14 protein-coding genes and 1 pseudogene are annotated in these 18040 nt (G+C 64.7%); 4 read left to right on the top strand and 11 right to left on the bottom strand.

Annotated elements, in window-relative coordinates:
- Positions 1-81 precede the first annotated feature (81 nt).
- From HKD46_RS13590 to HKD46_RS13575, 4 genes are all read right to left on the bottom strand, one after another.
- On the bottom strand, positions 82-3303 hold the full coding sequence (locus tag HKD46_RS13590; protein ID WP_171865541.1) for an ATP-binding protein: 3222 nt from the start codon (positions 3301-3303) through the stop codon (positions 82-84).
- 143 nt (positions 3304-3446) lie between these two features.
- Positions 3447-4214 (bottom strand): class III extradiol ring-cleavage dioxygenase, encoded by a 768-nt coding sequence (locus tag HKD46_RS13585; protein ID WP_010673544.1) that lies wholly within the window; start codon positions 4212-4214, stop codon positions 3447-3449.
- A 298-nt stretch (positions 4215-4512) separates the two neighbouring features.
- A complete protein-coding gene (locus HKD46_RS13580) occupies positions 4513-4983 on the bottom strand; it encodes an FKBP-type peptidyl-prolyl cis-trans isomerase (RefSeq protein ID WP_010673545.1) in 471 nt (156 codons plus the stop codon).
- Between the two features lie 137 nt (positions 4984-5120).
- Positions 5121-6275 carry a Na/Pi symporter gene (locus HKD46_RS13575; protein WP_042881131.1) on the bottom strand — a complete coding sequence of 385 codons (1155 nt, stop codon included), beginning with the start codon at positions 6273-6275 and terminating at the stop codon, positions 5121-5123.
- A 251-nt stretch (positions 6276-6526) separates the two neighbouring features.
- On the opposite strand from HKD46_RS13575, the gene HKD46_RS13570 reads away from it, so the two are divergent.
- Entirely contained in the window at positions 6527-6919 is a 393-nt protein-coding gene (locus tag HKD46_RS13570; RefSeq protein ID WP_029314009.1) for a hypothetical protein, read from the top strand.
- A 75-nt stretch (positions 6920-6994) separates the two neighbouring features.
- Here the strand turns inward: HKD46_RS13570 and HKD46_RS13565 are convergent, their stop codons facing one another.
- From HKD46_RS13565 to HKD46_RS13545, 5 genes are all read right to left on the bottom strand, one after another.
- A complete protein-coding gene (locus HKD46_RS13565) occupies positions 6995-8338 on the bottom strand; it encodes an APC family permease (protein WP_039039328.1) in 1344 nt (447 codons plus the stop codon).
- Between the two features lie 471 nt (positions 8339-8809).
- A complete protein-coding gene (locus HKD46_RS13560) occupies positions 8810-10153 on the bottom strand; it encodes an APC family permease (protein WP_053288234.1) in 1344 nt (447 codons plus the stop codon).
- The gene (locus tag HKD46_RS13555) at positions 10153-10290 is read right to left on the bottom strand and encodes a hypothetical protein (protein ID WP_010673549.1); all 138 of its coding nucleotides are present in this window, start codon (positions 10288-10290) and stop codon (positions 10153-10155) included. The genes HKD46_RS13560 and HKD46_RS13555 overlap by 1 nt, the downstream gene beginning before the upstream one ends.
- Before the next feature lie 233 nt (positions 10291-10523).
- A complete protein-coding gene (gabT, locus tag HKD46_RS13550; RefSeq protein ID WP_042014742.1) occupies positions 10524-11813 on the bottom strand; it encodes a 4-aminobutyrate--2-oxoglutarate transaminase in 1290 nt (429 codons plus the stop codon).
- Between the two features lie 232 nt (positions 11814-12045).
- Complete coding sequence (locus tag HKD46_RS13545) at positions 12046-13509, bottom strand: NAD-dependent succinate-semialdehyde dehydrogenase (protein WP_052815272.1); 1464 nt, start codon at positions 13507-13509, stop codon at positions 12046-12048.
- Between the two features lie 309 nt (positions 13510-13818).
- On the opposite strand from HKD46_RS13545, the gene puuR reads away from it, so the two are divergent.
- Together puuR and HKD46_RS13535 are read left to right on the top strand one after the other, a co-directional pair.
- Positions 13819-14427: an HTH-type transcriptional regulator PuuR gene (gene puuR / locus HKD46_RS13540; RefSeq protein WP_052815273.1), complete on the top strand. Its 609-nt coding sequence runs from the start codon at positions 13819-13821 to the stop codon at positions 14425-14427.
- 49 nt (positions 14428-14476) lie between these two features.
- Complete coding sequence (locus HKD46_RS13535) at positions 14477-15754, top strand: FAD-binding oxidoreductase (RefSeq protein WP_041213312.1); 1278 nt, start codon at positions 14477-14479, stop codon at positions 15752-15754.
- Positions 15755-15932: 178 nt separating this feature from the next.
- Here the strand turns inward: HKD46_RS13535 and HKD46_RS13530 are convergent, their stop codons facing one another.
- Both HKD46_RS13530 and HKD46_RS13525 read right to left on the bottom strand, forming a co-directional pair.
- Positions 15933-17153, bottom strand: a complete 1221-nt coding sequence (locus HKD46_RS13530; RefSeq protein WP_052815274.1) for a transporter — start codon at positions 17151-17153, stop codon at positions 15933-15935.
- Positions 17154-17215: 62 nt separating this feature from the next.
- Positions 17216-17875: a hypothetical protein gene (locus HKD46_RS13525; protein WP_010673556.1), complete on the bottom strand. Its 660-nt coding sequence runs from the start codon at positions 17873-17875 to the stop codon at positions 17216-17218.
- A 79-nt stretch (positions 17876-17954) separates the two neighbouring features.
- Between HKD46_RS13525 and HKD46_RS21580 the strand changes: the two are divergent.
- Positions 17955-18040 (top strand): annotated as a pseudogene (locus HKD46_RS21580) (IS5/IS1182 family transposase); the annotation flags it as partial.

Below are 18040 nucleotides of genomic sequence, written 5' to 3'. Positions count from 1 at the left end.
TGGGCGACCCTTTATGCCGCATTCTCAGCCGCACTCTCAGCCGCGCCCGTGCGACATGACGGGAGGAAGGGCTGGCGGTACTCAGGGCACTGGCCCAAGGGTGGCCAGCGCCGCGCGCAGACGGGCGAGGCCGATGGGCTTGAACAGGCAGTCGTTCATGCCGGCGGCGAGGCAAAGCTCCCGCTCGCGAGGCTGGGCATGGGCGGTGAAGCCCCAGACGGGCAGGCCATGGCCAAGGGCACGCAGGCTGCGGGTCAGCTCGAAGCCGTCCATCACCGGCATCTGGCAGTCGGTGATGACCAGATCGAAGGGGTGGCTGGCGAGGGCGCGCAGGGCCTCCAGGCCATTGCTGCGCACACTGACGTCGTGTCCCAGGTGCTTGAGCTGCTGGCGCAGCAGGATCTGGTTGGCGTGATTGTCATCGACCACCAGGATATGCAGCCGATGGGGGAGGGGTTGAGCCTGGTGGGGCTGGGGCGCCGGGATTGCCGTGATCGGGGCGGGGGGTTGCTGGGCGAGCGTGAGGGGCAGCCTTATCTCGAGCCGGGTGCCTTCGCCGACCTGGCTGTAAACGGCTATCTCCCCCCCCATCATCTGGCACAGGATGCGGGCGATATTGAGGCCCAGCCCGCTGCCTGGGAACTGGCCCTGGCCGTGGGCGCGATAGAAGGGGGTGAAGAGCCGGGGCAGCTTGTCCGCGGGAATGCCGGCTCCGGTGTCGGTGATGGTGAGGTGCAGCACAGGAGGCTGCTCGCCCCCGGTCAGGGTGGCGGTGATGGCGACCCGGCCCTGCTCGGTGAACTTGATGGCGTTGCCGATGAGATTGAAGAGGATCTGGCGCAGGCGAAGGGGATCGATCAGCACCCTTGGCATGGGGGTGTCGGGCAGCCTGACCTCATAGATCAGCCCCTTCTGCTCGGCCATGCCCGCAAAGACCCGGGTGACGGACGAGAGCAGGGGGGCGAGATCGCAGGGGGTGGGAGTCAGGGTCATCTGGCCCGCTTCTATGGAGGCGATATCCAGGCTGTCCCCCAGCAGATCCAGCAGGCCGTTGGCGGAGTCGGCGGCGATGCGCAGCAGCTCGCCGCTGTGACGGCTGAGAGCGGGATCCTCGGTGGCCAGCTCCAGCATGCCGAGGATGGCGTTCATGGGGGTGCGGATCTCGTGGCTCATGGTGGCGAGGAAGTCGCTCTTGGCGCGGCTGGCGCTGTCGGCCTGCTGTTTGGCCTCGCGCAGCGCCTCTTCCAGCCGCTTGCGGTCCGTGATGTCTATCCAGCCGTCGATCACCCCGCTGATGGCCCCCTCCCCGTCGAAATAGGGCACCATCCAGTGATAGATGTCGCTCTGGGTTCCCCTGTGATGGAAGAGGCGATCCGCAAAGATGGGCTGCCCCTCCTGCAATACCCTGGCAAAGTCCTGCTCCAGCACGGCGATGCTGCCTGCATCGAGCACCCCTGACAGCCCCTGGGCGAAGGGCTGACCCAGGATGGCCTTTGGCTCGGCGCCGAGCTGGGTCAGGTATTTGCTGTTGCACAGCAGCACCTTGCCGCTCTTGTCCCGCACGACGATGGGGTGGGGCAGGCTCTCCCCCAGTGCCCGGATGAACCTGACATGGGCCTCCAGTTGCTGGCGGGAAGCCTGCTCGGCGCTGGCCATCCGCTTGAACATGCGGTTGCGATAGAGCAGCACCAGCGCCAGGGTGAGGAGCCCCACGAACACCAGGTAGACGATGTGGGCGTGGCGATCCATGAAGCCGGGAACCGGCAGTTTGCGGTTGCGCCACTCGTAACTCATCATGGCGAGCTCGTTGGGGGGGATGGCGAGGATGGTCTTGTCGAGGATCCCCATCAGCATCCCCTGTCCGGGCAGGCTGGCAAACCCCATCCGGATTGGCTCGTCATCGGCGGGGCCGGCGATGCGCAGCGGGCTCAGGGGATCATTGTCCAGTGCATGGCGGGCAAAATAGAGGGGCACGATGGCGGCATCCACCCGTCCCTGGGCGAGCACCTCCATCGCTTCTGCGGCACTCTCCACCTGGGTGATGCGGCTGCCCTCCAGTCTCTGTGCGAGGGGCACATGGTGCGTCATCGCCACCGTCTTGCCCGCCAGACTCCGGAGGGTGTCGATCCCTTGTTCCTCCTGGCGGGTGAGGATCACATAGATGTTATCGGTGGCGTAGGGCACCGAGGTGCGCAGCCCGTAGTGTTCGGCCACCTGCTGGGAGATGGCGCCGATGAGGTCGATGGCGCCTGACTGCATGGCTTTTGCCAGCTGACGCTCGGAATCTGCCCGCACGAACTCGAAGGTGAGGCCGGTGCGTGTGCGGATCTTGTCCAGCATGTCCACCGTCATGCCGACCAGCTGGCCGTCATGATCCAGGGCGCCATAGGGGTAGAGGTTGTCCATCAGCCACACCCTGATGGGGGGCGCTTGCCGCATCCAGGCCCGCTCGGCGGCATCATAGAGATCGGCGCTTCGCTCGTTCATGTCGCGGATGGGCCCGTTCCACTGGGTGAAGAGGGTGTTGCGCGCCCGGTCGTCGATGGCCGCCAGCCCCCGGTTGACCAGGCTGAGCAGGGCGGGCTCGGTGGCCGGGACGGCAAAGCGGAACTCGCCAGGCGCCAGCTCGGGCGGGGCCTCGCCCCGCTGGCGAAGGTTGTCGAAGCGCTCGCTGTTGAGGTAGTGGGTGGCGTGGGCATCCCCCAGCAGGATGTCATCGCGGCCGAAGAAGACCGCATCGAACGCCTCCATGTTGGAGGGATAGGTCACCAGGGTGAGAGTGGGGTAGTAGCGGCCAAAGCGCGCCCTGTCTATCTGATCCCGGACGGCGGCTACCCGCTGTCCCGGTGTGAGCAGTGCCCCCCGATAACGTCTGGGCACGGAGAAGACGAGGGGGCTGCTGAAATAGGGGTTGCTCAGGCGGATGGCCCGGGTGTCACTGTCCGCCAGGGTGAGATTGCCGAGGCTGGCGAGGTGTATCTCCCCCCGTGCCAGGGCACGGAGCAGGTGCGCCTTGTCGGGGAAGGCGCTCAGGGCAACGGGTTTGTCCAGCATCCGGGCCAGCAGGTCGATGTAGTCGGCACTGAGCCCCTCGACGCGCTGGCGAGCGATCATGGTGAAGGGGCGGTAGTCCTCTTGCAGGATGCCGACCCGCAGTTGGGACTGCTGGCGCAGCCATCCGAGCTCCGCCTCCGACCAGCGGGGAGGCAGCGGGGCGGGATCGTAGCGGCTGTGCAGGGTCAGGGCCTGCACAGGTTGAAGGCAGAGCAGACAGAGCAGGATCAGTGTTCGATATAGGTTCATCTAGCCACCCGACGCGACAGCCATCCCTGCCAAGCCTCATCCAATGGCCGCCATTCTACCGGAAAATGGCTATAACGAGTCCGCTATTTCTCCACGCGCGTCGGCGGTAGCACGGCAAGCAGGGCGGCCTGGCCGCCCCGCCCTCAACCGAACTGGTAGGCCCCCATGTAGAGGCTGCCGTAATCCCAGCTGTCGTGCAGCTTTCGCGGTCTGTCGGCCCCCGCCGCGCCGAGCGCCACAAACAGGGGGCGCAGGTGATCGTCATGGGGATGGGATTCCACCGCGCCCGGCGCCCGGGCCCGGTACTCTTCCAGCGCCCCCCTGTCTCCCTCTGCCATGGTCTGCTCCAGCCAGCGGGCAAACTGGCTCGCCCACTGGGGAACCGGCGAGCCATCCGGCCCGAGGGCACGCAGGTTGTGGGTGATGGCGCCGGAGGCGAGGATGCCGATCCCTTGCTCGCGCAGCCCCTGCAATGCCTCCCCCAGTTGCCACAGCTGGGCCGGGGTGAAGCTGGCCGGGATGGCGATTTGCACCAGGGGGAGTTCACTGTCCGGATCCATCAGGGAGAGGGGGGACCAGACTCCGTGATCCAGCTCGCGGCGCACCGGGGTGGCGGGCAGGCCGGCCAGCAGCAGCTGATCGCTCACCGCTTCCTGCAACCATTGCGGGCTCGTCGCGGGCCAGCGGATCTGGTAGAGGGGCTCGGGGAAGCCGTAGAAGTCGTACATCAGGGCCGGGCTGGGCTCGACGTTGATCTGCAGCTCGCTTCGGCTGAACCAGTGGGCCGAGATCACCACCAGCCCTCTGGCACCCTCGAGGCGCAGTTGCTTCAGGAACCGGGTCGCGGGCTGATCGCGCAGGACCAGATCCGGGGCGCCGTGGGAGATGAACCAGACAGGGGCGATAGACATGACAGACTCCATATGCGTTGTGCCGATGCGCGCGGCGCACCGACAACCCGAGGCCAGGGCGACATGCCGCTGACGATGTGGTCATTATCTGCCCCTATTGATGGGTTAACAATCAGGCTTTAAGGATAAGCACTCTTCACTTTTGGTTGATAGTCTGGCATCAGGGCGAGGGAGACCGGGGCAGAAACGACAACGCCGGCGCAGTGCGCCGGCGTTGTGATCAGGGTCCGTCGGACGTGGCCTCTGACGGGATGCCCCGCAGCACCACCGCCAAGATCAATGCGGGCCCCGGGCGGGTTTATTGAATGCCCAGCAGCTCCACGTCGAAGATGAGGACTGAGCCCGGCGGGATCTTGCCGGCGGCGCGATCGCCATAGGCCAGGTTGGCGGGGATGTAGAAGCGGGTCTTCTCCCCTTCCACCATCAGTTGCACCCCTTCGGTCCAGCCCTTGATCACCTGGTTGAGGCCGAATTCGATGGGTTCGCCACGGGCGACGGAGCTGTCGAACACGGTGCCGTCCAGCAGCTTGCCCTCGTAGTGCACCTTCACCTTGCTGGTGGCGGTGGGGTGAACGGTGCCGGTGCCCGGGGTCAGCACTTCGTACTGCAGGCCGGAGGCGGTGGTGGTCACCAGGGGTTTTTCCTGGTTGCTGGCGAGGAACTCAGCCCCCTTGCGCACGTTCTCTTCCGCCAGCTTCCGGTTGTTGCTGCTGGAGTAGAAGTAGTAGGCGGCGCCGGCGATAAGAAGGGCTATCAGAATGAATTTCATCGGGTTTTCCTGTTCCTTGAAATCAGAGTGCAATGAAGGGGCATCTTATCCCAGCCGGAGAGGGAGGGCGAGGGGGGATGCTGGAGGATGTGACCGGACGGGCAAGGCACCGGGGGCATGATGCCCCCGGTTCGGATTTACTTGACGGCCACCATCATCAGGGCGGGCAGGGCGAAGAAGAGCCCGGCCACGTAACCCAGCGCCAGCAGCTTGTTCTCGCTACCGACCCGGGCCAGGGCTTCGGCGGCCTTGATGGGCAGCTCCCGCAGGAAGGGTACCCCGTAGATGAGCACCACGGCGAAGAGGTTGAACAGCACGTGGACCAGGGCGATGGTCAGGGCGAGCTGGGCACCGGCACCGCTGATGGCGGTGGCGGCCAGCAGGGCGGTGATGGTGGTGCCGATGTTGGCCCCCAGGGTGAAGGGATAGAGTTGGCGGGTGCTGAACACGCCGCCTCCCGCCAGGGGGATCATCAGGCTGGTGGTGGTGGAGGAGGACTGCACCATCACGGTGACCAGGGTGCCGGAGGCGATGCCGGTGAGCGGGCCACGGCCCAGGGCCTTGTGCAGCAGCTCCTTGGCACGGCCCACCATGACCTGTTGCAGCACCTTGCCAAGGGCGGTGACGCAGAACAGGATGAGCAGAATCCCGATGAGAATGGTGGCGATGGCGCCCCCCTTGCCCGGCAGGAAGGCGACGGCACCGTCGATGAGATCCAGGGACGGGGAGATGAGGGGCTTCATGAAATCCATCCCCTTCATCGACATGTCGGCGGAGCCCAGCAGTAGGCTGGCAATCCCTTCCGCACTCTTTTGCAGCAGACCGAACATCAGCTCCAGGGGCAGGAAGATGAAGACCGCCAGCAGGTTGAAGAAGTCGTGCACGGTGGCGGCGGCGAAGGCGCGGCGAAACTCGCCTCTGTCCCGGATGTGCCCCAGGGAGACGATGGTGTTGGTGATGGTGGTGCCGAGGTTGGCCCCCATCACCATGGGGATGGCCATGGCCATGGGCAGGCCCCCTGCCACCAGACCGACGATCACCGAGGTGACGGTGCTGGAGGATTGCACCAGGGCGGTGGCCAGGATGCCGAGCAGCAGCGCGACGAAGGGGTTGTTGGCAAAGGCGAAGATCTGGGCCGCGCCCTCGGCGCCGCCGGAGAAGCCCTTGAAGCCGTGGGAGACGGCGCCAACGGCGACCAGGATCAGGTAGATCAGCGTGATCACCGCGAGCCAGTTGAACAGGGGGCCGGGACGACGGATCTGCTGGGGTGCGGAAGATGCGGTGCTGTGCATATGGCCTCTTGGGGTCGTTCTGCGTTGAAAATGGACGGGCGCATTACAACAAGGCTCCATGACAGAAATATGACAACGTGACACTTTTATGATGCTTTGGTGACAGGGCGGCAGGGGGCGTCGCAGACAAAAGGTGTCGGAGCAAACGCCGATATGACGCCATCCGGCTCATCACCGGCCCCCGCCCTTGCACTGGGATCCCAGGGTTATATGCTGCCGGACTTTCCTGTCTTGAAACTGAGGAAGTGATGATGCGTGCATGGGTTTTGTGCCTCTCCCTGGGTCTGCTGTCTGCCGGTGCGCAGGCCAGCGTGTTCAAGTCCGAGTGCAACCTCGACAAGGCGGTCAGGAACGAGGCGATGAACGCCACCCTGGGGGTCAAGGGCAACTGCGATGCCGACAAGCTGGTGCGCAAGCAGAAGGAGAAGGCCAATGCCGAGGTGAAGAAACACACCACGGACGTGCTGGACAAGAAGACGGCGGGACTGAAAGAGACCAGGCAGCACACCAATGCGGCCCTGAACAAGCAGAGTGCCGGTGTGAAGCAGGCGCAGGACAAGGTCAACCAGACCCGCAAGGATGTCAACGCCGTGACCAGGGATCCGGTCAAGGCGGCCGCCACGGCCGTGCTCAATCAGGGGTGAGGGTCCGCGCACCGGACGTCTGAATGCAAGAAGGGGAGCCATGGGCTCCCCTTCTGTTTGGGCGTGTGTGCCGCCTTACTGGCCGTCGGCCGCTTCCTCGTACTGACGGAAGGGGATGCGGAACACGGCGAGGCGCAGGAAGAGGTAGGTGACCCCGATCCCCGCCCAGATGAGGCCAAGCTCCAGGGAGCTCTGCTCCAGGTTGATCCAGAGGGCGCCGATGGTGGCGGCCCCCAGCAGCGGCAGCACCAGGAACAGCAGGTGCTCCTTGAGGCTCTTGTTGCGCTTCTCGCGCACCCAGAACTGGCCGATCACCGAGAGGTTGACGAAGGTGAAGGCCACCAGGGCGCCGAAGTTCACCAGGGCCAGGGCCATGTCCAGATCGAAGGAGACCGCGGAGAGGGCCAGGGCCCCCACCAGCAGCACGTTGATGGCCGGGGTGCGCCAGGTGGGGTGGATATAGCCGAACACCCGCTCCGGGATCATGCGATCGCGCCCCATCACGTAGAGGATGCGCGACACGCCGGCGTGGGCCGCCATGCCGGAGGCGAGCACGGCCGCGGTGGTGCACACCAGCACCACGCTCTGGAACAGGGTGCCACCCACGTAGAGGGCGATCTCCGGCAGCACGGCGTCCGGCTCCTTGAAGCGGGCCAGATCCGGGAAGAACAGCTGCAGGCTGTAGGAGACGGTGACGAAGATGATGCCGCCGATGAGGGCCGTCAGCACGATGGCGCGGGGGATCACCTTGCCGGCATTCGGGGTCTCTTCGGAGAGGGAGCTCAGGCCGTCGAAGCCCAGGAACGAGAAGCAGAGGATGGTGGCGCCGGTAAACAGCGGCAGCATGCTGGCAGACTCCACATGGAACGGACGGCTGCTCATCAGGGTGCCGGCCCCTTCACCGTGACTCAGGCCCCAGGCGATGAGGCCGAGGAAGGTGACGATGATGGCGATCTGGATGAAGACGATGAAGCCGTTGAGGTTCGCCACCAGCTTGATGCCGCGCAGGTTCAGGAAGGTCATCACGGTCACCAGACCGAAGATGAAGATCCAGGGCTCCACGGTGGGGAACATGGCGGTCAGGTAGATCTTGGCCAGCAGGATGTTGATCATCGGCATGAACATGTAGTCCAGCAGGGAAGACCAGCCCACCATGAAGCCCACATAGGGGTGAAACACCTTCTGGGCATAGGTATAGGCGGAGCCTGCGGACGGGAAGCGGCGCACCAGGTGGCCGTAGCTGAACGCGGTCAGCAGGATGCCGCCGAGCGCCAGCAGGTAGGCGGTGGCCACGCGACCATCCGTGATGTCACCGACGATGGCGAAGGTATCGAATACCGCCATGGGCGTGAGGTAAGCCAGACCCATCACCACGACCTGGAACAGGGTGAGGGTCTTGAGCAGCTTGGCACCGGCCATCACGCTTTCTCCTCTGCACAGGCCCCGTGGGCGAGATGGGACGGGATCAGGGACGCGGAAACGCGTCGCTGGACACAGGGGGCGCCCATCTGTGGCACAGATGCGTGGCGCACGCCGGCGGGGACCGGCAGGAAAGCAGTGAAATGCCCCATGTTTTTCCTCACAACGTCGGGAGATTGCTTGGCAATCTGGGTATCAATTCCGGCACATGGCCGGCCTCTTGGTGAATGGTGGTGTGCCCCAGAAAAGCAAAGAACCGATGTTGTTGAAACATCGGCTCTCAAGGGGCGCCGTATTGTGCCCTCAGGGGGGGGGAGGAGACAAGCGAAAAAGGCCGCCAGCGGGGAATTTGTTCCCCCCGTGAGCGATCACTTCGCCACCGCTGCCGGAAAGTCGATGACAACCTTGTCATCAGGCGGGACCCTGCTTTGCCGCCATGTGAAACCGGCGCCCTGGGGGCGCCGGTTTCGCTCAGGAGGCGTCCTGCTCGGGGCGGCCGAGGCGGACCCGGAACACGGTGAGGCGCAGCAGCAGGTAGATGGCGCCGAGGGCGGCCCAGATCAGCCCCAGCTCGAAGGAGGCGGGCTCCAGGTTGAGCCAGAGCACCCCGATGCAGGCGGCGCCGCACAGGGGCAAGGCGAGGAACAGCAGGTGATCCTTCAGGGTCTTGTTGTGACCCAGCCTGAGATAGAAGTGGGCAATCACCGCCAGGTTGACGAAGGTGAAGGCCACCAGGGCGCCGAAGTTGATCAGCGCCAGCGCCATCTCCAGATCGAAGACCACCGCCGAGAGGGCCAGCATGCCCACCAGCAGCACGTTGAGAGCCGGGGTCTGCCAGGTGGGGTGGATGTAGCCGAAGACGCGGCTCGGCAGGGCGCGATCCCGGCCCATCACGTAGAGCAGGCGCGACACCCCGGCGTGGGAGGCGAGCCCCGAGGCGAGCACCGCCACCGTGGTGCAGACCAGCACCACCGCCTGGAACAGCTTGCCACCCACATAGAGAGCGATCTCCGGCAGCACCGCATCCGGCTGCTGGAAGCGGGAGATGTCCGGGAAGAAGAGCTGCAGGAAGTAAGAGACCGAGATGAAGAGCACGCCGCCGATGAGGGCGGTGAGCACGATGGCCCGGGGGATCACCCGATCCGCGTTCGGGGTCTCCTCCGACAGGGTGGTGATGGCGTCAAACCCGAGGAACGACAGGCAGAGGATGGAGGCGCCGGTCAGCAGGGGATGGATGTGCATCTGCTCGGAGAAGAAGGGGCGGCTGCTCGCCACCGTGCCGAGGCCCTCGCCGTGGCTCACGCCCCAGGCGATGAGGCCGATGAAGACGGCGATGATGCTGAACTGCATGATGACGATCAGGCTGTTGAAGTTCGCCACCAGCTTGATGCCCCGCAGGTTCAGGAAGGTCATGACGGCGGCCAGGGCCAGGATGTAGGTCCAGGGGGCCACGCCGGGGAAGAGAGCCTCCATGTAGATCTTGGCCAGCAGCATGTTGATCATGGGCATGAACATGTAGTCGAGCAGGGAGACCCAGCCCACCATGAAACCCACATAGGGGTGGAACACCTTCTGGGCATAGGTGTAGGCGGAGCCTGCCGAGGGGAACTTGCGCACCAGGTGGCCGTAGCTCATGGCGGTGAACAGCATGCCGATGAGGGCGAGCAGGTAGGCGGTCGGCACATGGCCTTCGGTGATTTCGGTGACGATGCCGAAGGTGTCGAACACCGCCATGGGGGTGAGATAGGCCAGCCCCATGATGACCACGTGCCAGAGTTTCAGGCTTTTTTTCAGACCGGCGGGGTGCGGGTGCATCAGGCGATCCCCCGCAGGCAGGCTGACGGGATCAGGCTGACGGTGAGGTCATCCTGCACGGTGGGGGCGCCAGTCCGGGATGCGGACGGATGGCGCAGACCGGCGCGGGCCGGCAGGAAAGCGATGATATGCCCCATGGAGTTCCTCACTAAGAAGCGGGTGTCGTGAGATGGCGTGCCACCTCGTTATCATTTCCGGTCTGTTCCGGCCTCGTTATGGATTTGTTTGGCGCAAAAAAAGAACCGGGCTCCGATGAGCGGACGGTCCTTGAATACGGCGGCGCATTGTGCATTCGTGATGCCCCCTTGACAAGCATATCAAGGGAGCAAAAACGCATTTTTTTGCACGTGGGCGAACGCGGTCTTCCGGATCAGGCCAGGGAGGCGGACAGGGCCTGCTCCAGCAGGTCGAGTCCCTCGTCGACGATGGCTGCCGGGGCGGTCAGGGGAGCGAGGAAACGGATCACGTTGCCACGCACGCCGCAGGCCAGCAGCACCAGCCCCCGCTTGCCCGCCTCGGCCACCAGCCGCTTGGTGAGATCCGGGTCCGGTCTGGCGGCATCTCCCTCCTTCACCAGCTCCATGGCCACCATGGCGCCGGGGCCGCGGATGTTGCCGATGCAGTCAAACCGTGTCGCCAGCTGGTGCAGGCGAGCCTTGATCTGCTCCCCCTGGGCCAGGGCCTTCTGGTTCAGGCGCTCCTCCTCGATCACCTCCAGCACCGCCAGGGCGGCGGCGCAGGCGATGGGGGAGCCGGCGTAGGTGCCCCCCAGGCCACCGGGCTTGGCGGCGTTCATCACCTCGCTCTTGCCCACCACGGCAGAGAGCGGGAAGCCGCCGGCCAGGCTCTTGGCCAGCGTCATGATGTCGGGTTCGACACCGCTGTATTCGGTGGCGAAGGTCTTGCCGGTGCGACAGAAACCGGTCTGGATCTCGTCGCAGATGAGCAGGATGCCGTGCTGGTCGCACACCTGGCGCAGGCGCTGCATGAAGCTGGCGGAGGCGGGGTAGAAGCCCCCTTCCCCCTGCACCGGCTCGATGATGATGGCGGCCACCCGGGTGGGTTCGATGTCGGCGCTGAAGCAGAGGTCCAGCGCGGCCAGGGCATCGTCTTCACTCACTCCCAGGTAGTCGGCGGGGAAGGGGAGGTGATATACCTCCCCCGGGAAGGGGCCGAAGCCGGTCTTGTAGGGCACCACCTTGCCGGTGAGGGCCATGCCCATCATGGTGCGGCCGTGGAAGCCCCCCTTGAAGGCGATGGTGCCGCTGCGACCGGTGTGGGCGCGGGCGATCTTGATGGCGTTCTCCACCGCCTCGGCGCCGGTGGAGAGGAAGAGGGTGCGCTTGGGGGTGGGGCCGGGCACCAGGGCATTCAATTTTTCCGCCAGCTCGATATAGCCGGAGTAGGGGGTGACCTGGAAGCAGGTGTGGCTGAACTTCTCGAGCTGCTCGCGCACCGCCGCCACCACCTTGGGGTGGTTGTGGCCGGTGTTGAGCACGGCGATGCCGGAGGCAAAGTCGATGTAGCGGTTGCCCTCCACGTCCCACAGCTCGGCGTTGTGCGCCCGGTCGATGAAGACCGGCAGCAGGGTGCCGACCCCCTGGACCACGGCCGCTTCGCGGCGGGCCTGCCACTGCTGGTTGTTGCTTGAATGACTCATCTTTCCTCCCTGAGGGGCATGGGCCCCCGCTGTTCCTGTGCCATCTGGCCATATGTGTGCCGCCAACTGCCCTCGGGCAGGGCGGCCTGTTCGCAAAAGGGGGCCCCCGATGTGCCCTCAGGGCCCACAAGGCGCTCGGTCGTGACCGGCGGCCCCCTCTTTCTATCTGTAAAAGCGATGGGCTGTGTCATAACGCATCTGTTTTAACGATGCGATTGCCCCTTCACTCCCCTCAGCGAATGCCGCCAAAGCAGAGGTATTTGGTCTCCAGGTACTCCTCCAGCCCTTCGGCCGCCCCTTCCCGGCCCAGTCCCGACTCCTTGATCCCGCCAAAGGGGGCCAGTTCGGTGGAGATGATCCCCTCGTTGATCCCCACCATGCCGTATTCGAGCCCCTCGGCCACCCGCCACACCCGGGCGATGTCGCGGCCATAGAAGTAGGCGGCCAGGCCATAGGGGGTGTCGTTGGCAAGCGCAATGGCCTCGGCTTCCGTCTCGAAGCGCACCAGAGGGGCGACGGGCCCGAAGATCTCCTCGTCCAGAATGGGGTTGCCCCGGGTGACCCCGGTCAGGATGGTGGGGTGATAGAAGAGGGGACCGGCGGGGTGGGCGTCGCCCCCCACCAGCACCCGGGCACCGGCGGCGACCGATTGCTGCACCAGCTCGGCCACCTTGCTGGCGGCGGCCGGGTTGATGAGGGGCCCGATCTGGACGCCCTCGCCCATGCCGTCCCCGACCTTGAAGGCTTTGACCGCGGCGGCGAGCTTCTCGGCGAAGGCGTCGTAGACGCTGGCCTGCACCAGGATGCGGTTGGCGCAGACGCAGGTCTGGCCGGCGTTGCGGTATTTGGAGGCCAGAGCCCCGGCCACGGCGGCGTCGAGGTCGGCGTCGTCAAAGACGATGAAGGGCGCGTTGCCGCCAAGCTCCAGGGAGAGGCGCTTCATGGTGTCGGCGCACTGGCGCATCAGCAGTTTGCCGATGCGGGTGGAGCCGGTGAAGGAGAGCTTGCGCACCACGGGGTTGCTGCACAGCTCGTTGCCCACCGCGCTCGCCTGATGGGAGGTGACGATGTTGATGACCCCAGCGGGAATGCCCGCCTGCTCCGCCAGTACCGCCAGCGCCAGGGCGCAGAGGGGCGTTTCGGCGGCGGGCTTGATGACGATGGTGCAACCGGCGGCCAGCGCCGGACCCGCTTTGCGGGTGATCATGGCGATGGGGAAGTTCCAGGGGGTGATGGCGGCCACGACCCCCACCGGCTGCTTGATGGTGGCCAGGCGCCGATCGGCGGAGAAGCCGGGGATGGTGCGGCCATAGGCACGCTTGCCCTCTTCCGCGAACCACTGGATGAAGCTGGCGCCGTAGGCCACCTCTCCTTTGGCTTCCGCCAGCGGCTTGCCCTGCTCGCAGGTCATGATACGGGCGAGCTCCTCCTGGTTGGCCATGATGCGCTCGAACCAGGCGTAGAGTTTGCTGCTGCGCTCCTTGGCGGTGAGGGCCGCCCAGGCGGGTTGCGCCGCGTGGGCCGCCGCGATGGCGAGGCGGGTATCCTCCCCGTCCATGTCGGGCACCTGGGTGATGATCTGGCCGGTGGCCGGGTTCAGGACCTCGAACCGGCGCCCGCCCAGGGACTCGCACCAGCGGCCGTCGACATAGGCCAGGGATTTGATCAGGGAGAGAGCAGGTTGTGATGCTGACATAAGTAAGGGGCCTCGATAGTGGGTCTGGGTGGCGCGTTTATGTGGGCACCGCCGTATAGAATAATAAGCACGTAACGACCATAAAATGAGCCGAAATGTTTTTCAAGTGTTAAATATATTTGAGTGAACTGGGCGTTACATGCTAGAAATGGGGCTGCGAGCGCGATTGTAGCGGTTTTCATTGCGCAGGGTGTGCAAAATAATGAACGCCCTGGGTTGTGCAGGATAGTGAACGGGGCTGACGTGCCTGACTCACTATATTGACCAGTCGGCCCCAGGTATTCGAATGACCATGGAAGGAGGTGGGCGATGGAGCAATCCCGTGGCGAGGTCCGGTGGCGGACCATGACGGACAACCCCCAGGCGGAGCACGAGAGAAACATGGGGGAGCGGCTCGCCCGGATCCGCAGGGAGCTCGGACTCTCCCAGCGCCGGGTGGCGGAGCTGAGCGGCCTGACCCACGGCGCCATCTGCATGATAGAGCAGAACAAGGTGAGCCCCTCGGTGGCCTCCCTGCAAAAGCTGCTGAGCGTCTACGAGCTGCCGTTGTCGCGCTTCTTCGCCGAAGAGGAGGTGGCGAGCACGCCCAGCGTGGTGATCAAGGCGGAGCAGCTCATCGAGCTTGGCAGCCAGGGGGTCTCCATGAAGCTGGTGCACAACGGCAACAATCGGCGCCAGCTCGGCTTCATGCTGGAGACCTATGCACCCGGCACCGACACCGGCGGCGTGGTGAAGCATCAGGGGGAAGAGGTGGGCACCGTGCTGGAAGGGTCGGTGCTGCTGACCCTGGCCGGCCAGACCTATGAACTGTGCGCCGGGGACAGTTATGTCATCGACACCGGCGAGCCCCACAGTTTCAGCAATCCCTCGGGGCAGGTCTGCCGCATCGTCAGCGCCCACACCCCGGCCAGCTTTTAATGTGAACAACCCGTTGTGTTGGAAACGAACCGGTAAGGAAACAGGGATCATGACCGAACATGTAAAGAGTTACTACGCAGCCAGTGCCAACAAACACGCGCCCTATCCCACGCTCACCGAGCAGCTGGAGTGCGACGTCTGCGTCATAGGCGCAGGCTACACCGGCCTCTCCAGTGCGCTGCATCTGGTGGAGAAGGGGTACAAGGTGGTGGTGCTGGAGGCGGCCAGGGTCGGCTTTGGCGCCAGCGGTCGCAACGGCGGCCAGATCGTCAACTCCTACAGCCGCGACATCGACACCATCGAAGCGAACTGCCCGCCGGATCAGGCCAGGCTGCTCGGCTCCATGTTGTTTGAGGGGGGCCAGATCATCCGCGAGCGGATCAAACGCTACAACATCCAGTGCGATCTGCAGGAGGGCGGGGTCTTTGCCGCCGAGACCGAGAAGCAGCTTCACGAGCTCAAGGCGCAGAAGGCGCGCTGGGAGAAGTGGGGCAACGACCAGCTGGAGCTGCTCGATGCCAAGGGGGTGCGCGAGGTGGTCGCGAGCGATCGCTACGTCGGCGCCCTGCTCGACAAGAGCGGCGGCCATATTCACCCTCTCAATCTGGCGCTGGGGGAGGCGGAAGCCATCCGCATTCAGGGGGGGCTTATCTTCGAGCAGTCCGCCGTCACCAGCATTACTCCGGGTCAGCCGGCATTGGTCAAGACCGCCAAAGGGGCGGTGAAGGCACGCTTTATCGTGGTGGCCGGCAACGCCTACCTCGGCAATCTGGTGCCGGAACTGGCCAGCAAGAGCATGCCTTGCGGCACCCAGGTGATCGCCACCGAAGTGCTGGGAGAGGAGCGGGCCCGTTCACTCTTGCCACAGAACTACTGTCTGGAGGATTGCAACTACCTGCTCGACTACTACCGTACCTCCGGCGATCACCGGCTCATCTATGGCGGCGGCGTGGTCTACGGGGCGCGGGATCCGGCGGACATCGAGCGGCTGATCATCCCCAAGATGCTCAAGACTTTCCCGCAGCTGGCCGACGTCAAGGTGGAGTACACCTGGACCGGCAACTTCCTGCTCACCCTGTCGCGCCTGCCGCAGTTTGGCCGCATCGGTCACAACATCTACTACATGCAGGGCTACAGCGGCCACGGCGTCACCTGTACCCATCTGGCGGGCAAGCTGCTCTCCGAGGTGCTGAGCGGTCAGGCAGAGCGCTTCGATGCGTTCGCCAGGCTGCCGCACTACCCCTTCCCGGGTGGCCGCCTGCTGCGCATCCCCTTCACCGCCGCCGGCGCCGCCTGGTACACCCTGCGCGATCGCCTGGGGGTGTGATGTCACCGATGGCCCGCCAGGCTGGTATGGTGCGGGGCGCCCTCCGATGCCATCGTCCCATGAGCGCGGCGGCAAGTCGGGCTCAAGGGGGCGAGCCAGGTCGACTGCGACAACAAGAAGAGGGAGGCGTTATGCCTCCCTCGTTTTTTGCCGTCAACCTGCCGGGGTCCTGACGGGGCTAGAAGCGGTAGGGGAAGCGGATCCCGATGGTGTAGTCCGGTGCGTCCGTGGTGAGCCCGGCAGACCAGTTGACCGCCATGGAGAGGTTGTCGGTGATGGCCCAGGTCGACCCCATGCCAAAGCTGGCGGCGTTGGCATCGGAGCCGATGACCTTCTCCATGGCAAAGCCTTCGGACCCCTGCTCGGACTCCATGGTGACGCGCTGGTTGATGTTGAAGGAGAGGCTGAAGCGTTCGTTGAGAGCGAATGCGACCCCCAGGCCATATTCATACCAGTCTCCCAGCTGGATGCTGCCGGGCTGGTTGCCGGGCTGGTAGGAGATATCGTCAAAGTCCTGCTTGAGGCTGTGACCATAGTTGAGGCTGGCAAACAGGATGGCGGGATCCATGGTCTTGACCAGGGAGAAGCCGGTGGAGAGCTGCCAGAGCCCGTTGCCGGTGGCGAGCTCCTTGGGGGTCACCAGGTTGCCCGATTCCGAGGTGTTGATCTCGATGCCGTAAGGATCCTTGCCGGTCGGCGCCTTGGCCCGGAAGTTCCACACCAGATCCGGCCAATCCTCGCTCTCTGCCATGACCCTGTAGTAGATGGCGAGGCTGAGATCCCCCAGACCGCCATCGCTGACGCTCTGCTCCTCGAAGTCGCGGCTGGAGTTCTCCTTGCCGGTGCTCTGGTAGTTGGTGTTGCGGAACATGTAGGGGAGGGCCAGCTCCAGTTGCCAGCGATCGTTGAGGGTGTAGCGGGTGATGACATCCGCCGTCCACTGATCGGAGCGCACCCGATCCAGGTTGATTTCGCCAAGGAAGATGGCGTCCAGGGCGAGGAAGCCGCGCAGGGCGAGATCCTTGCGGTTGTAGTGCTGGTAGGAGAGGCCCACATCGACGGTCAGGGCGCGGTCGAACACATTGTGCTGTTCGATCATCAGGTCTTCGGTACTGCGGCCGACTTCCGGCGTGCGCCGTGAGGCGTCCTGCTGGGTGGAGGCGACGGCGGCCCCGGCTCCGACCCCGGCGGTTGCCGTCGTGGCACCGGCGGCCTTGACGGCCTCCAGGCGGGCCTTGACGGCCTCCAGGCGGGCCTGGAGCTGATGAAGGGCCTGATTTTGCTGGATCAGTTGCTGGCGCAGGAGATCCAGCTGTTGTTGCAGGGCCTCCTCCTCGGCCGTGGCCCCCCAGCAGGCGAAGGGGGCGAGGGCAATCAACAGCATGCGAGACTGTTTCATCGGGATACGTCCTTGTTGTTTATCATCCTTTCTGATGGTTCAGCCCCCGGGCTCACCGGTGCTCAGCGCGAAAACCAGATGCGGGTCTGATTGAGCGTCTGCAAACCGTCCCCCCTGACCTTGTTGAACTGCAGCAGCCCTCGGCTGAAGTCGGTACCGCGCAGGCTCTGCTCCAGCAGGACCCGGCCGTCGGAAGAGTGTAGTTGCAAGCCGGCATAATTCCCCGAGACCCGATAAGTGGCGGTGCCAAGATCGCCCTGGTGCTCGTAGCTGCCCGCCTGAACCAGGTGTCCCGTCATGGTCGGGGTGGTCAGTTCAATACCGGTCTGGTTGACCGAGCTGTTGCCGCTCCCCTCCAGTTGAACGACCTGCACCAGCCCGGCCCCCTGCACCTGGGCCTCCTTGGCGGGTGTGGCCGCGGGCTTGACCTCATCCTTGACGCGCACATCCAGCTTGGGTTTGTTTTGCACAATGCTCAGCGCCAGGTTCATGGCCGCCGTCTGCTGGGCCTGGGCCGTGGTCAGTGACGAGATGAACTCGATGCCGAAGTAGCTGATGCCATGGCTGCTGACATAGCGGCCGCGCAGGTGGGCCAGCTCCCCGTCCGCCAGTTCGGGCGCAAAGTGGTCTGACAGATGGGCCAGCGGGTCCGGTGCTGCCAGCAGCGGAGAGGCGATGCCACCCAGGCTGCAGAGGAGGCATAGGGCGGGTCGGGTATTCATGATGACCTCACATTAGGCTGTGTTCTTAAAGTGATGAGGATATAATCTCACATCTTCTCAACAGCTTAAGATCCATTCCGTGTCCCGCCGTTATCAGCTGACTGATGCACAATGGGGGCTTATCGAGCCCCAGTTTCCTTCTCGAAGCCTGATCGGGCGCCCTAC

Source organism: Aeromonas sp. TW 6, from assembly GCF_013168745.1.
Lineage (GTDB): Bacteria > Pseudomonadota > Gammaproteobacteria > Enterobacterales > Aeromonadaceae > Aeromonas > Aeromonas caviae.
Note: the sequence above shows the minus strand (reverse complement) of the source record. Positions and strands in the feature narration are given on the sequence as shown.